Origin of the sequence: Pseudomonas yangonensis (genome assembly GCF_009932725.1) — a bacterium.
GTDB lineage: Bacteria > Pseudomonadota > Gammaproteobacteria > Pseudomonadales > Pseudomonadaceae > Aquipseudomonas > Aquipseudomonas yangonensis.
Genome location: NZ_BLJU01000019.1, coordinates 80,549 through 94,814, shown reverse-complemented (window position 1 = coordinate 94,814; position 14,266 = coordinate 80,549). Strand labels below are relative to the sequence as shown.

The 14,266-nt window shown below is 58.5% G+C and carries 16 protein-coding genes and 1 pseudogene; 3 read left to right on the top strand and 14 right to left on the bottom strand.

What is annotated here, in order from left to right:
• Positions 1-15: 15 nt before the first annotated feature.
• Both GYB81_RS18670 and GYB81_RS18665 read right to left on the bottom strand, forming a co-directional pair.
• On the bottom strand, positions 16-225 hold the full coding sequence (locus GYB81_RS18670) for a helix-turn-helix domain-containing protein (RefSeq protein ID WP_023109365.1): 210 nt from the start codon (positions 223-225) through the stop codon (positions 16-18).
• A 609-nt stretch (positions 226-834) separates the two neighbouring features.
• Positions 835-1,572, bottom strand: a complete 738-nt coding sequence (locus GYB81_RS18665) for a hypothetical protein (protein WP_023109366.1) — start codon at positions 1,570-1,572, stop codon at positions 835-837.
• A gap of 129 nt (positions 1,573-1,701) precedes the next feature.
• Between GYB81_RS18665 and GYB81_RS18660 the strand changes: the two genes are divergently transcribed.
• Positions 1,702-3,276 carry an AAA family ATPase gene (locus GYB81_RS18660; protein ID WP_046720603.1) on the top strand — a complete coding sequence of 525 codons (1,575 nt, stop codon included), beginning with the start codon at positions 1,702-1,704 and terminating at the stop codon, positions 3,274-3,276.
• A gap of 6 nt (positions 3,277-3,282) precedes the next feature.
• Here the strand turns inward: GYB81_RS18660 and GYB81_RS18655 are convergent, their stop codons facing one another.
• Genes GYB81_RS18655 through GYB81_RS18635 form a run of 5 tightly spaced genes read right to left on the bottom strand, consistent with a single transcriptional unit; the run spans position 3,283 to position 5,744 of the window.
• Positions 3,283-3,552, bottom strand: a complete 270-nt coding sequence (locus GYB81_RS18655) for a hypothetical protein (protein WP_046720604.1) — start codon at positions 3,550-3,552, stop codon at positions 3,283-3,285.
• Entirely contained in the window at positions 3,549-4,016 is a 468-nt protein-coding gene (locus tag GYB81_RS18650; protein WP_233787626.1) for a putative molybdenum carrier protein, read from the bottom strand. The genes GYB81_RS18655 and GYB81_RS18650 overlap by 4 nt, the downstream gene beginning before the upstream one ends.
• On the bottom strand, positions 4,013-4,429 hold the full coding sequence (locus GYB81_RS18645) for a hypothetical protein (RefSeq protein ID WP_046720605.1): 417 nt from the start codon (positions 4,427-4,429) through the stop codon (positions 4,013-4,015). The genes GYB81_RS18650 and GYB81_RS18645 overlap by 4 nt, the downstream gene beginning before the upstream one ends.
• The gene (locus tag GYB81_RS18640) at positions 4,426-5,070 is read right to left on the bottom strand and encodes a hypothetical protein (RefSeq protein ID WP_046720606.1); all 645 of its coding nucleotides are present in this window, start codon (positions 5,068-5,070) and stop codon (positions 4,426-4,428) included. The genes GYB81_RS18645 and GYB81_RS18640 overlap by 4 nt, the downstream gene beginning before the upstream one ends.
• Positions 5,071-5,087: 17 nt before the next feature.
• Positions 5,088-5,744 (bottom strand): hypothetical protein, encoded by a 657-nt coding sequence (locus GYB81_RS18635; protein ID WP_046720607.1) that lies wholly within the window; start codon positions 5,742-5,744, stop codon positions 5,088-5,090.
• Positions 5,745-5,888: 144 nt separating this feature from the next.
• Between GYB81_RS18635 and GYB81_RS18630 the strand changes: the two genes are divergently transcribed.
• Positions 5,889-6,128, top strand: coding sequence for a helix-turn-helix domain-containing protein (locus GYB81_RS18630; RefSeq protein ID WP_011806687.1), 240 nt, complete (start codon positions 5,889-5,891; stop codon positions 6,126-6,128).
• Between the two features lie 177 nt (positions 6,129-6,305).
• On the opposite strand, the pseudogene GYB81_RS18625 reads toward GYB81_RS18630, so the two are convergent.
• The 5 genes and pseudogenes from GYB81_RS18625 to GYB81_RS18605 form a co-directional block, all read right to left on the bottom strand.
• Positions 6,306-7,116 (bottom strand): annotated as a pseudogene (locus tag GYB81_RS18625) (ISL3 family transposase); the annotation flags it as partial.
• Between the two features lie 128 nt (positions 7,117-7,244).
• Entirely contained in the window at positions 7,245-7,766 is a 522-nt protein-coding gene (lspA, locus tag GYB81_RS18620) for a signal peptidase II (RefSeq protein ID WP_008930575.1), read from the bottom strand.
• Between the two features lie 53 nt (positions 7,767-7,819).
• Complete coding sequence (gene lnt / locus GYB81_RS18615) at positions 7,820-9,259, bottom strand: apolipoprotein N-acyltransferase (RefSeq protein WP_009686176.1); 1,440 nt, start codon at positions 9,257-9,259, stop codon at positions 7,820-7,822.
• A 294-nt stretch (positions 9,260-9,553) separates the two neighbouring features.
• Entirely contained in the window at positions 9,554-10,315 is a 762-nt protein-coding gene (locus GYB81_RS18610; RefSeq protein WP_009686175.1) for a ZIP family metal transporter, read from the bottom strand.
• A gap of 142 nt (positions 10,316-10,457) precedes the next feature.
• Positions 10,458-11,354, bottom strand: a complete 897-nt coding sequence (locus tag GYB81_RS18605) for a cation efflux transmembrane domain-containing protein (RefSeq protein ID WP_008928737.1) — start codon at positions 11,352-11,354, stop codon at positions 10,458-10,460.
• Between the two features lie 94 nt (positions 11,355-11,448).
• Here GYB81_RS18605 and cadR point away from each other — a divergent pair, with 94 nt between their 5' ends.
• Positions 11,449-11,883 carry a Cd(II)/Pb(II)-responsive transcriptional regulator gene (gene cadR / locus GYB81_RS18600; RefSeq protein ID WP_125896130.1) on the top strand — a complete coding sequence of 145 codons (435 nt, stop codon included), beginning with the start codon at positions 11,449-11,451 and terminating at the stop codon, positions 11,881-11,883.
• Positions 11,884-12,437: 554 nt separating this feature from the next.
• Here cadR and GYB81_RS18595 read toward each other — a convergent pair.
• Both GYB81_RS18595 and GYB81_RS18590 read right to left on the bottom strand, forming a co-directional pair.
• A complete protein-coding gene (locus GYB81_RS18595; protein ID WP_023109374.1) occupies positions 12,438-13,460 on the bottom strand; it encodes a replication protein RepA in 1,023 nt (340 codons plus the stop codon).
• A gap of 38 nt (positions 13,461-13,498) precedes the next feature.
• Positions 13,499-13,711: a helix-turn-helix transcriptional regulator gene (locus GYB81_RS18590; RefSeq protein ID WP_021264081.1), complete on the bottom strand. Its 213-nt coding sequence runs from the start codon at positions 13,709-13,711 to the stop codon at positions 13,499-13,501.
• Between the last annotated feature and the right edge of the window lie 555 nt (positions 13,712-14,266).

Genomic DNA, 14,266 nt, shown 5'->3' with positions numbered 1-14,266 from the left:
GGAATGCCATGGAGCTCATGTATGCCGACTCCCCGGCTCACCGACATCTTCATCTGCGCCGCCTGCACGCACCCATTCATCCACCTCGGAGAGCTGGAACTTCCACAGCCGCCCCACGCGGTGTGCGGGCAGACCCTTGCGCTCGCGCCAGCGGTACACGGTGTCCTTGGCCACGCCCAAGTGCTGGGCGACGTGATCGGCGGTAACCCACGGTTCTGTGCTCATGTCGATGGCGCTCGAAGGTTGCAGTTGAAAGTCGTCTTAAGTCGTTTGGAGTCTATCATTTGAATGCTGCGGAAGCAGCAAGATTGTTCTTGGCTACTGCCCTTGTGAGTTGAATGTGGTAACAAGGGGCGCAGTGCCGCACTGTCACCACCATGGCTACACACTGTCGCCATAGGGTGACCACATTGTCGCCACCATCCTTGCCACCCATTCAACACATTGTTCGCACAAGGTTGCCACGTTGTTGCCAGCATGCCGCCACACTGTTTGCACAGTTAGCCGGCAGCCCGATCTGATCGCACAGATAATTTTTGCTGGTCACAAAGACCCATGCCCCGTTACTCACTAACCTGGGCACAAGATAAGCAATAACAGTCGAGGGATTTGGAATGTACGTTGTACAACTTTGGAATGTACGTGGCCGGAAATTAGCTTTTCGCTGCCTGATCATGTGCCCGAACAACAGAGCATTGGAAAGAACGTTGCGCCTTGTTGGAAACAACGTAGTGCCAGATAGGGAGTAACGGGGCATGTGACCAGCCAACGGTTATTGCGATCAGCGCAGTTCGATTTGAAAGCCCAGAGGCTGGAAGCAGCGTATTTTTTTGCCTACTGAGCTGGCGGCATGTCCGCGTTGCCGCCGCTGCGGAAATGGCTATCAACCAGCTTGGCGATGTCGCCAGGCTGGGCTCCTGCGTTGAATGCAAAGCGCAGCGCCTGCTCCAGTTGTTGCCAGCCCTGCGCTGAAGTGACATTACTGCCTAATGTTTCGGTCAGACGGAACATCAGCCCTTCCAGCAGCTCTTCGTCACCCACGTCCGATGCGGTCTGCTCCGCCAGGGCCAAGAGGACGTTGCGCGCAGATGCCAACGAGTCGATTGGTACCCCGGCCAATGCTGTAGGGGTGCTGATGACACGATCCACCCTGACGACTGTCGCCAAATCAAGGGCTTGATCGACGCCCGGCTCGATCTCCATGCGGATCAGCACATCGCCAGCCAACAGAAAGCGGGTCTTGATAAGCCCCGGCTGCTCATCCTGAAACAACCACACCGACTGCTTGTCGGCCAGCAGCTTGCCTAGCACGAGCTTGCTGTCATCCAGTGCCCCACGATCCTGCCACTGGTGCAACACGTCGCTACGCAGGCGCCCGCCTTCCACACCGAGGTGGTGCAACAGGCCGACTAGTCGTTTGGCGGAGATCACCTGCTCTTTGCCACGTAGCCAGACCGAGAGGTTGGCAGTGCGGATACCGGTGGCTTCAGCGATCCGCCCCAGCGTTTCCCCGCGCAGTCGTATCAAGGCGGCGGCAAAGCCTGGCAATTGTTCGTTGGCAAGGGTTGGCATGTCGGGATCTCTAAATTCACTGTAAATCACTATAAGACTTATTGGCTGACAAGACGAGAGTACGGAGCTTGGCGATTCGCGTAAATCGCACTTATAGTAAATTATAGTTAGGCAATCTGAGAGGCCATCATGCGCAAACCAAAGCAAGCCCGCCCGTTGCGCCTGCGGGAATACGAAGCCGCCATTGCTGCGCTCAAGGCGCGACACCCCTGGCTTGCCCGGCAAATCGTCGAACCCGCGCCGGGGCATTTGGCCGTGGTGGCACATCTGTTTGCCCAGGTGGAATATCTGCTGCCGCCCACAGTGGTCGCACGCAAGGGCTCACTGTCGGTGAGTTGCAACCGGGATCGCCTGGCCATTCATTACCAGCCGCCGCGACGCCACAGCGAACGTGCAGCAGCCGTGTTCGATCTGATTGCCCAGACCAAGCACCTTTCGCTGCAAAAATGCCCCGTTTGCGGTGTACAGGTTGTCGGGGACGGCATCCGTCCGAAACGCTGCCCGCAACACGACGGCATCCAAGGATTGTTTGCCGAAGAAGTGCGCCGCAGCCGCCAGCTCATCGTCGAACAGGGTGTACAGCAGGTGGTGCTCGATCTGGGCAAGGTGACGACCGAAGATGTACGCGCCGCCATAGCGGTTGAAGATGAGCCCGTCCCGAGTGAAGCCAAACCGGAACAGGTTCAGGAGCAGCCGACAGAAACCGCTAAATCAATGCCCTTGCCGAGCATCGTCTTTCTCGATGAAGCCGGGCTGGAGACGTTCGTGGATCGCCACCGACCGAAAGGCGACGACAAGTTCAAGCGCGCACAGGCGATGGCGGAGCGGATCAAGCGGGCGGGCCATGGTAGCCGCCAACTGGGCCTGCTGCCCCCGGACTGGAAAGCCCTTCTGGATGAGTTCGCGCAGGCCTTTCCAAACTTCCATGAACTGGCCGAGCTGATGCGTGATCACTTCGCCTTGTCCAGTCTGGGCGATGGCCGGGTGTCCTGGCCTGCCGTGTTGCTGGTCGGCCCGGCGGGCATCGGCAAAACCGAGGCGGCACGCTGGCTTGCCGATCAGCTCGTGCTACCGTTCCGGGTCTTCGACATGGCGAGTACGCAATCAAGTTCGCCGCTCGCCGGTTCCGAATCATTTTGGAGCAATTCCGAGCCAGGCCAGCTCTTTGAGCTGCTGGCCTACCAGCCACTGGCCAACCCGGTGGTGGTGCTCGATGAGCTGGATAAGGCCAGCAACGGGCGACCGCAATACGACCCGCTGGCCGCGCTCTATACCTTGCTGGAACCGCGCAGTGCGCGAGATTTCATCGACCTGTCGATCCGCGACTTTGCCATCGACGCCAGTCATGTGAATTGGATGGCGACCGCGAATGAGCTGGAGGCGATTCCGGGGCCGCTACGCTCACGGCTGACGGTGTTGCACATTCAACCACCCAAGCCGGAGCAGGTCAGAAGCATTGCGCAGTCAATTTACAACCGTCTGCGCGACGAAGCGAGCTGGGGCACTGCCTTTGCCGAGCGACTGGATGATGATGTCCTGTCCCGTCTGCAAGCCTTGCCACCGCGCAGTGTGCGTCTGGTTCTGCAGCGGGCCTTGGGTTCGGCAGCTCGTGATGACCGAGGAATCGTCCAGGTGCAAGACATCAGGCCGCTGGTCGAGATCAGTCACCGTGGTGTTGGCTTTGTTAGCGAGGGATGGAATTGAGGTTGCTCAGCGTTGTCCGGATAGCCAGGCCGCACCGGCGGCCAGTGCATCGGCCTCGCTGGGGTAAGTGGTCGATGGGCCGCTGATGATGCAGGGTTCGGTTTCGCCGTCGCCTTCCACCGTCCACAGCTCCCAGGTTCCGTCGTTTTTCCAGCTGGGGATGGCGGTATAGGGTTTGTCTTTCAGCGCAGCCAGCGCGGCATCCACTTCGGGGCGGATCTGCAGCTCACCCGAATAGATATAAGGTGTCGCGCAGCGGGCGTCAGATGGGTTCATGTTCCGTGCTCCAAAAAAAGCGCCAGTAGTGCGCTCGCCTGCAAGTAAATACCGGGGTTGCGAGCTTCACTCGGGCCAGCAATGTTGAGAATAGCGATGGGATGGCTAACCAACCAGTCTTGCCATGCCGCCAACAGCTCTTCTGTAGGGGCATGCAAATCGCACAGCAGCAGCGGCTTGCCGTGTCCCGCCGCCAGATCGCGAGTGAGCAGGCTGCCACCTTCTAGCCTGTCCCAGTAAATGATCAGCGTGGCGTCAGCGTCCAGCACATTGCGCTTGGTACGCTGGCGATAACCGCTGGATTCGGTCTCCATCAACTGGTAGCGAGCATCCAGTACGCCATCAGCGGCCCGTCGGCCTGCCGGGCACCAGCCGCCGTGCGGAATCTGCCGGGCAATGGCGAAATCCAGCGCCGCCCGGTCTACGCCGGTTTGGCCGCCGGAGAGGATGCGCTGAATTTTCACCCTTGCCCCGTTGCGGCGACCGTGCAACTCACTTGAACCTCTGCGCCGGGCTGATCTGCCGAGAGCTGGCCGATGCGTCCGCGCTGGCTGGCAAGTGTCAGTTGCTTGCGCACCTGTGCCAGGCTGCGCTTTTCGATCACTGCGGTATAGCTCGCACCCAATTCACCATCCGGGTCGATGAGCAGCTCGATCCGCTTCACCGGCAGGCCGAATGCCGTGAAGCTGCGCGCCGGCGTCAGCGACCAACTGCCGGGAGCATTGGGCGCAATGCCGTCCAGTACGTGCAACGGCAAGGCTTGACGGCATTCCACGGCGGCTACGATGGCTGGCTCGATCCGCAACCAGTGGTTGAGGTCTGGGGCAGTGCCATCCATCAGCATCACTGGCATGGCCGCCAGCAGCAACGCTTTCATCCCTTGATGTTCCTGATCCAGAAGCGGCGGTCATCGACCGTGAAGTTGGGGTCATAGCCGACCAGCGTCAACAGTGAACCGACATAGTAAAGGCCGAACTGATTCATCAGCCAGCGTTCCATCGCTGGGTCGCCGGGCAACTTACTGTACGGTGGGATTGGGCCGTCGCTGCGAACCTGACCACTGGTTTTTCCGGAGATGGAAAAGCTCTTCCAGGTCAGCACGAAATTGTTCGACTGTTTCGGCAACTCCGGTGCGCAAAGCGACAGATTGCTGAAGCGCTCGGAGCGCTTGGCGTCGTGCCAGAGCACTGCGTCAAAGTGAATGCAATCGCTGGCTTTGAGCGTGAGGCTGCGGGTCAGCGTCATCTGATCAGCCGGAATTTGCAGATTGCTGATCACCACCTTGGGCCACTCCGGGGCGCGACCGTCGGTAGACAGATTGTGGCGCAAGGCGTTATGTAGTGGAGTGCCCAGCAAGCTGTTGCGACTTGCCGCGCTTGCGGGCGTAGCCGCTTGCGACAGACTGGTCCCAATGGAGTGTCCTAGTCCGTTCAGGGAATCCAACGCCCCCTGCATGTCGGTTGTGGCGCAGCCCGTCAATACAAAAGGCAGAAGCAGCAAGCTCCGGTAGTGTTTCATCGCAGTTCCTCGCGAGGTTATCCGTTGAAGAGGGTATTGAGCCGGGCGCACCAGGTTTCCGCCGCCCGACGGCTCATGGGAAAACTGAGCACTGGTCGTTGCGGATCGGCGGTTTGCAGCTCGATGGCGAAGTTTTTGGCGCGTACCGTGCGCTCGAAGGTCGGCACGCTCATGCCGCTGGCGTTGACCTGACGGCTGCCGCCGTTCATCTCCATGCTCTCGACCTCGCGCCAGGTCATCCGCCAACCAAGCAGCCAGGAGAAGTCGTGCAGTTTGTATGCGTCATTGACCACATCACAGGCCGCGATCTTGCGATTCTGAGAGTCAAAAACAAGGAATGCCGGTGCGGGATAACCCAGGAGATGTCCAGCATCGAATGACAGTCCCTGCTGGGCGTTGATCCTGGCGACAAGGGCCTGACAGCGGGCCTGCAAGCGCGCCAGAAAGCGGAAGGACAGCGTGAAGATCGCCAGCGAAATCAGTAGATAGAGCATCAGCTCACTGGTCAACAGCCCCCAAAGCGATGCCTGTGACAGGCGCGCAGGCCCCACGCCGATCATCGCCAGTACAAGAATCAGCGTAAGACCAGCGGCAGCAAGACCTGAAAGCCCAGCCACCGGAACTGCCAGCCCCGCCGCCGCTCCCACCCCCGCAGTCTTCCAGACGCTTGCCATACGTCATTTCCCCCATTTTGTTACTCATAGAGGCCATTTTATGGGGCCTGCATTCAATTGTCACTCATAGTGCGGGTACTTATCGGGCGTAGCCCTATAGAGGGGGTACTCATAGAGTCATTTCTCTTTAAAGAAGAGAGAAATATGGCCCTTGATCCCCGACTACGCTTCGGCCTGAAGCTGATAGAAATCAGAAAGACCAGAGGGTGGTCGCAAGAACGCCTAGCACTGGAAAGTGGCTTGGCACGCAGCTATCTGGGGGGTGTTGAGCGTGGGCAGCGCAACATCGCATTGCTCAACATCTTCAAGCTGGCCGAGGCGCTGGGGGTGGAGCCTTCAGTACTGCTGGAGGCGCCGGCGGCTGGACAGGAGCCTGCACCGTAACATCGTAACGCTACGTTATCGTAACGTTACGATGTCGTCTGAAAGGAGCGAGTGGGCAAGACCACTGGGCAGGCCCACCGAAGGCATATTGGAAACAGCCGACGCCAAGTAGCCCTGCTATTTTTAAATGGGTATCCGGATTAAGTGGTTGATGGGCCTTCCAGCCCCATCCAACCCTTAGTCCTTCCAGAAGGTTGATAGATCGACACCGAAGTTCTTCTCAGGCTCGGGGAGTCCCATGTTGTAGGTCATGGTGGCTCTGCCCAGAAACGGGGATTCCTTGACTTGTGGCGCCTTCTTCTTGTGCTTGGTGGTATAGAGCATCCGGGCTCGCATTACCTCGAACGAATAGCCCCGGCCATCACGGTTTTTGTCCTTGGCTAGGCGGTTTATCGACTACGTGAAAGCGTTGGTGATCGGGATGTCGGTCTCAAAGTAGGTCAGCATCTCTTCACGCCAGCCACTGACGGCGCTGACGAGATCCTTCCAAACCTCCTTCTGCCCCTGAGGGATGTTGTCAATCCAGGTGGCGAGAGCCTGTTCGGCACCACGCCGATTGGTACAGTCCCAGATATGGTAGAAGCGCTCCTTGTGCTCGTAAGCCGCCAAGAGCTGGGGGGAATGCTCCTGTCCAGGTCTCCATGATGAGCCGTTCGCGGTCTGAAACGTCGTGAGCGCGCTTCAGCAGGATTTTCCGGTCACCTTTGAGGGTCCGGCGCTGATTGGGCTTCAACTCCTTCCTTAGGCCTTTGCGGATCTTCTCTAAGGCCTCGTTGGCCATGCGCACGACGTGGAACTTATCGACCACGATACGGGCCTGTGGCAGCACCGTCTGGAAGGCGCGGCGGTAGGGCTTCCACATGTCCATGCTGACGATCTCGACCTGGTGGCGGTTGGCCATGCTCATGAGGCGTCTTGTCACCCTCTCTTGCTGACGACCGGGTAGCAGGTCCAGCAGGGTGCGCTCTTCCAGATTGGTTAGGATGCAGCAGAGCCCTTGGCAGCAGTCGTGCATCAGGAACGTACAGCTGGCTCATGAAGGCGTGCCGCCTTATCAAGGCCCAGGACGCGCCTATTCCGGAAGTCAAGCATGCGATAGCGAAGACGCTAGGCGATTCAGCGGCGGCGGCTGCCTGGTTGATGTCGTATTTCCGCCCAAATAAAGAGGGCGACACCGAGGAAGATCCATACGTCCGCTAGGTTGAACGATGGCCAGTGCCACTGGGCATAGTGAAAATCGAGAAAATCCTCTACGTAGCCTAACCGCAAGCGATCTGCGACATTGCCCAACGCGCCGCCGAGGATCGCACTGAGGGCGAGCCGATAACTCAGTACGCGTGGTGAACGCCAAAGCCAGTACACCAGTAATATCGAGATAACCAGGGCCAGTCCGATGAAAAGCGGCTGCTGCCAACCGCCGACATCCGCGAGAAAGCTGAAGGCCGCCCCCGTATTGTGGCGGTGGACCCAATTGAAGAAGGGTGCGGCAGGCACGCTTTCACCATGCGCTAGCATGGTGCTGGCAAGGTACTTGCTTGCCTGATCGACAAACAGTAACAGGAGCGAGAGCCACAGCCAGCGCATCGCCTTTCCCGGCTCGTGGGCTTTCTCTGCGAGCCGACTGCCATAAGTAGACATATCCCCTTCCTCCTGACCCAATCTAGAATTTGCTCGCTGCTAAATAACAAGCGTCATGTACCCAACCGATGATGCCGACGAATTCGACGGAGCAGGAGCAGGCCGAGTCCGAGTGCGGTCAGGCCAAGGACAGGCCAATCCCGCCAGCGCACATAAGGGGGCGCGCCAGTTCGCGGTGTCACTTCGGCGCTGAGGGTGGCCACTTCGAACTGCGGAGCACGCTTGAGCACTTTGCCCTCATGATTGATGGCTGCTGTGATACCGGTGTTCGTGGCTCGAAGAAGGTCACGTCCGGTTTCGATGGCACGCATGCGTGCCATCTGGAAATGCTGGAGGGGGCCGAGCGAGCTGCCGAACCAGGCATCGTTGCTGACATTCACCAGTAACTGCGCTTCGGGCAGAAGCTCAGTGACTTCGGCACCAAAGACCGCCTCGTAGCAGATGAGTGCCCCTACGGGCACCCCTGCTGCATTCAGGACGTGCGCTTCCCGTCCCGGTGTGAAGTCGGACATGGGCGCCCCGAGCACGTCGAGGGCCGACCCCAAAAGATCCCGAAACGGAACATATTCACCGAAGGGCACCAGGTGGCGTTTGTAGTAGAAGCCTGAGGGATCGGAGAGGCTTACCACGGCGTTGTAGGTACGGCCCTCCGCCTCGCGTACCGGGACGCCAATCATTAACGATGTGCCTGCCTGATCGGCTAACGCCTCAAGCTCAGCAAGATATGCTTTGGCCTGGTCATGCCACATCGGGATTGCCGCTTCTGGCCAGATCACGATATCGGCTCCGAGATGCTGCGCGGTAAGCGCCTGATAGCGCTCAAGTGTGATGTCCCGGTATCTCGGGTCCCATTTCTTGTCTTGCGCGATGTTTCCTTGCAAGAGGACGACATCGATCGGGTCAGCGGCTGGCTGCGTCCATTCACGATCCAGCAGTTGCAAGCCGGCGAGGGTAGCGACTAACACGGCACCGACTACCGCAGCACGGCGCAGGCTTGGCCCCTGGACAACCCAGGCAAGCCCGCCAGCGAGAAGTGCCACCAGTAAACTCACGCCAAGCACGCCAAAGACGGGAGCGATAGTGGCAAGTGTGGTGTCGGTCTGGCTGTAGCCAATGAAGAGCCAGGGAAAGCCGGTCAAGAACCAGGTGCGCATCCATTCACTCAGCACCCATGCCGCAGGTAGCCCTAGCCAGAGTGCCATTGCATCCATCTCAGGGCGCAGGCAGCGCACGAGGTACGCGACGCCCCATGGAAAGAGGGCGAGCAGCGAGACAAAGGCCGCCGTGACTAACACCGCCACCACGGGGCCATTGCCGTACTGGCTAATGCTGATAAAGACCCAGGAGACACCCACGCCGAAGTAGCCAAGGCCAAAGAGGTAGGCCGACCACAGCGCCTGACGCCTTGAAGACTGCGCGGTCAGGACAAAAAATGTTGCCAGAGCGATCACCGCAAGCCATGCCCAGCCCACAGGGGCAAAGGCAAGCGGCATGGCGCCTCCAGCAAGTAGAGCCATCCCCCCTGTCAGAAGCGGCTTATAGCGCACGCCCGTGTATAGGCTAGAGGGTAGCGCGCACTTATCACCCAATGCTCTCTCGCCTCCGAATCCAGGATCAACCCTGTGGCTCATGCTTTCTTGCTCCGCTTAATCAAGCTGCGTCAATTCATTCGGCCGGCTGGCCAGGGTGGCAAAGTGAATGTTTCTGGACTCGACTAGGTGCGCCGTAAGCTGGGAGCTGCTTCGTATTCGGCCAGCACGACAGTGGCTGTGTTGGGGAGCAGTACGTTAGCTTTGCGATACCACCCCTTCCAAGCCCGCTGATACCAGAACGAACAGGACGAAGCCGCCTATGAAAGCCAGCGGTGAGATGTGCGTATCGTCACCGCTCTCGTGAGCCTCGGAGACCATATCTTCGATGGCAGCGACCGTGAGAAGGCCTGCCGTGAACGTCAGTGCCGCTAGCTTAAATGCCTCCGGCTGGTTCCTGAGTACGAAGTAAGCAAAGACGGCTGCCGAGAGCACAGGAATCGCGAAGGAAGCAGAGAGCAGTATCCGCTTGCTACGAGGGATTCCTTTATCTTTCATGGTGGCGATCGTCGCAAAGCCCTCAGGAACATCGGCGAGAACCTGACCCGCCGCCAGGATTATCGCGACCGACGGTGAGACCGCCGACCCCGCCCCGATCAGGAGGCCATCGCTGAACAGGTCGATGGATACGGCGATATAGATCATCCAGACACTCGTCTGACCGCCTTCTCCCTGCTGGCCTTGTCGCTTCTGGAGACTCTCAACGAGCTTCTCGATACCTACGTAAGCAATGCCGCCCAGCGCGAAAGCGAGGGCGATTACCCAGGCTGAGAGGTTCTCTAGCACGCGCGGCATGATTTCAACCGCCACCACCGCAATGACGAGGCCGGCAGCGCCGTGAAGGGCGTAATTGAGACGGCGCCCGGTAGTTCGGGAGGCCTCCGCAGCGAGCCCACCACTAAAATTGCCTAAGGCGGGCAACAGCGCCAGGCCGAGTACCAGCCAGATACTATCCATCATCTTCCTTCCTTGGTTGATTCCTAGATACGCTACCTTGCTGGCTCCGAGCCTTCGCGCTATATGCTGTCGTTCAGGCCTAGCGCGCTTGTACAGCCACTTCGATCAAGTGTCCCAGGCATCGATAGCTGCGTACCGTGCAGCCTCACCCCTTGAGCGCCAGGATGCGCCGAGCGCCGTTGAGGACGATCAGGCCCACGATGGTACCGATAATCAGGTCAGGGTAGCTGGACCCCGTCCAGGCGACCAAGGCACCGGCGGCGATGACGCCCATGTTGATCACCACATCATTGGCCGAGAATATCCAGCTTGCCTTCATATGCGCGCCGCCTTCGCGGTGCTTGGATATCAACAGCAGGCAACCGGTATTGGCGATCAACGCGACGAAGGCGATCGCCATCATCATCAGCGATTCAGGCTCACTACCGAAAACAAAGCGTCGCACCACCTCGACGAGTACGCCGATAGCCAAAATCAGTTGCAGTACCCCTGCCAGATGCGCGGCACGTACCTGCATTTTCGCACTGCGCCCTACGGCATAGAGAGCCAGGCCATAGACGGCTGCATCGGCAAACATATCCAGGGAATCAGCGATCAGGCCGGTAGACTGGGCGATCAGGCCAGCAGTCATTTCCACCACGAACATGATCGCATTGATACCGAGCAACACGCGCAGAGTGCCTGACTCCTGCGTAGCAGAGACTGCCGAGCTCTCAGCGGCCTTGATCGTCTCTGGGTCGGCAATGACGGTTTCCTGAAGAGAGGCGCCTAGCCCCAAGGTCGCCAGTTTCGCGGTAATGGGCTCAGCCTCGCCGTCATGCACGACCTCCAATCGGCGGTTCGACAAGTCGAAGGACAGCGTTCGAATCTCATCAAAGCCGTTCAGCGCCAAGCGGATCATCCGTTCTTCTGAGGGACAATCCATCTTCGGCACAGCATACACGCTGACCCATTCCCCTGACGCTTCGGAGGAGACCGGCATATCGGTATCCGCTGCAGGCGTTGCATCGCAGCTACATGGGCCACCACAGGCTTTACTCACGATACGGCTCCAGTTAACCAACATAGATTGCTAGTATTAAAAACTATATAGCTACTACAAGGTCAATAATGCAGAGCCGATAAGGATTCACACGATGCGCATTGGTCAGTTAGCCCAGATAGCGGGTATCGACACGCAGACGATCCGCTTCTATGAGCAGCAGGGCCTGTTGCCGCCGCCAGAACGGCAGGAGAATGGTTACCGTGTCTATACCGAGAAGCATGGCGAGTGGCTTGCCTTTATCCGCCGCTGCCGAATTCTGGACCTGTCACTGACAGAGATTCGCGAGCTAAAGAGCTATCAGGACGACCCTCGCCAGCCTTGTACCGCCGTCAACGCCATGCTCGATGACCACATCTCTCATGTGCGGTCGCAGATAACTGCTCTGCAAGCGCTTGAGCAACAACTCGTTTCACTGAGGGCGAGTTGCAACGAGGGTCGGGAGATCAATGCCTGCGGCATCCTGACGGGGATCAGCGAGGAGAGCAAACAACAGCTGTATAGGGCTAGCTCAGGCCGTAAGGACTGAGCAGAGACATGCCGGACCTTGCAGTGACATTGTGAATGCATGGTGTGTTGATCGCGAAGCCTCACTGCGTATCTCGGCATGCGAACCTGGGCGTTGCTGCAAACTTGCAGGGGCCGTGAAGAAGAGTCGTCATCAACCAGGTAATCCGCTGAGCTGATGGTTGGTTCCGTCATCATGATATGAGCCAATCAACCAAAAAATCCGGATACCCTTTTAAATAACGAGTAGCCGCGCAGCGACCGGAGGGTGCGAAGGATTGCCCACAGCCGAAGAGCGGCAGCTACTAGGTTTTCTATAAATACTAGAAAAGCCTAAAAGCAGAACTACTAGGGGCGGTCTCTCCATTTCGCTGAATCCCCGTCCCAGTGGGGTTTACAGGCGATTCCGCACGTCGGCCGTGACTAGCGATGTCACGTAAAACGGCTAGCGATGTCACGTACCGATGACTAGCAATGTCACGTGGACAACTTGCAGAAATGGCACCAAAGCCAGCTCTGGCAAGGGTTTCAGCCTTACTAGTGATGTCACGTGGACAACCCGAAAAGCCCACAGGCTTATCCTCTCCTCTTGGTCGCTGCGATATGTAGGCGTGCAGGGGTGAGGATCAGGTGGTCTTTCGTTTCCTCGATGTGGTTCCGAGCCTCGGGATAGAACAGCAGCGCTTCATTTAGCCGGAGGCGGAAATTGGTCTTGAAGTTGGCCAGCCCCTTAGGAGTATTCGCATAGCCAGAGCCGAACTGCCTCATCAAGCCAGCCCAAGGCACCTGAGCAAGCCGCTTGCCGCCCTTGATTGTCGCCACGTTCAGACTGAACATGCGGTAGACCAGCCATGTGTAGATATCCATCGCCAGAGGCGACTTCTTGAGCGCTTGAAGCGCCTCCATTCTGATCGGCACCGGAGCATGGGTCAGGCTCTCGAAGAAGTCCGTACTGAGGGTGATTGAGCTGTCCCACAGTGCGGGCTGCTCAGTGTCGCGGGCGTTCCAGAAGAGAAATGCCCGTTTGGCGATCAGGATGTTTTCGATACCCAGTGCATCCCCGTCCGCGCCGCTGACGGAGATCAGCGAGCGGACTAGCCGCAAGCTCTGGTCACGCACTCTGGCGATGTACCGGCCATCGTTGTACAGGTCGAGCTTTTCCAGAAATTCCGCCTGTGAGCGCCCCAGCGATAGCTCCGGACTGCCTGTGCGGACGGCCTCGGTACACATCCACGCCAACAGCAGGCGCGGCAGACCGCCATAGGGCACGCCATGTTTGGGGTTAGCTGTGATGGAGAGGGTCAGCTTGCCTGTGCCGCGTTCAAAGTAGTTGCTCTTGGGGTCTGTATGAGGAAGCGTGGCCTGCGCCAGAAAGTGCGCGATGTAGCCTGTCGCGCCTGCGCTGCGGGCCTGCTCGACCTCCAGCTCCACGGCTTCGTCGATCAGGTGGCGTACCCGCGGAGTCAATACTTGGGCGGCGTCGTGCTGCTCCGCCTGCTTCGCCACCTCGGCGGCATTCTGCCTGATCCGCTCCAGCGGATCGCGCTTGAGCGTGGCTTTTGCCACACCAGCGTCCAGCAAATTGCCCACGCTGCGCATCGTCAAATCCTGACCCTCGACCGGCGGGATCGCAGCGATCAGGGATGGACAGCGTTGTTGTTGGCGGTGCGGGCGGCAGCGGCCTTCTGTCCGAGCCAGGTATCAATCTCGTGTTCCAGCCATCCGACAACCCGCTTGTTGATCTGGATGCATACCGGGAATGTCGGATCATCGCGTGTGATCCGCCAGAGCGTTACGTCATTGATGCCGCCAAGCTTTTCGCAGACGGCCTTGCGGCGTAGAATTTTCATCGTCCCCACGTCCTGCACATTGAAAGTCGATGCAGGAAGTTTCAGGCGGCGACCCGGCAGCGGTCACGGATTCCCAGAAGGGAATTTTTGCAGCAAAAAATCCGACAGCAGCGATGCGGGCCAGGCAAGCGATGCGCGGGCTTCGCTCCGGGTAGCAGCGGCCAAAGTGTATATGGAAGTGACTACAAGATGAGTGACAACAGGGGTAATTCCGCATCCATAAACGCTTTACGGACAGATTTCTGGTTTAACGTTTGATCGTTGTAAGCCACGTATAAACAAACCCCGCTTCGGCGGGGTTTTGTTGTTCTTGGGGTGGAGATTGTCTAGTGTGGCTGGTGCGGGCCGGGAATTATGAATCCGCTACGAACCGCCCCGCTGCGCCAGACCCCTCCATAAACCGGGGCTTTCAGCCCTTCCCTATGCTGGCTAGACCAGTCCTTTCCAGAAAATTCGACCAATGTAGTCACCTTGCATCTTTACCTAAGCGTCTGACCGCGCTAGCTTCTCAAGGGATGGCACATTGCAGTCAGTCACTCGTAATTCTGCAGACAT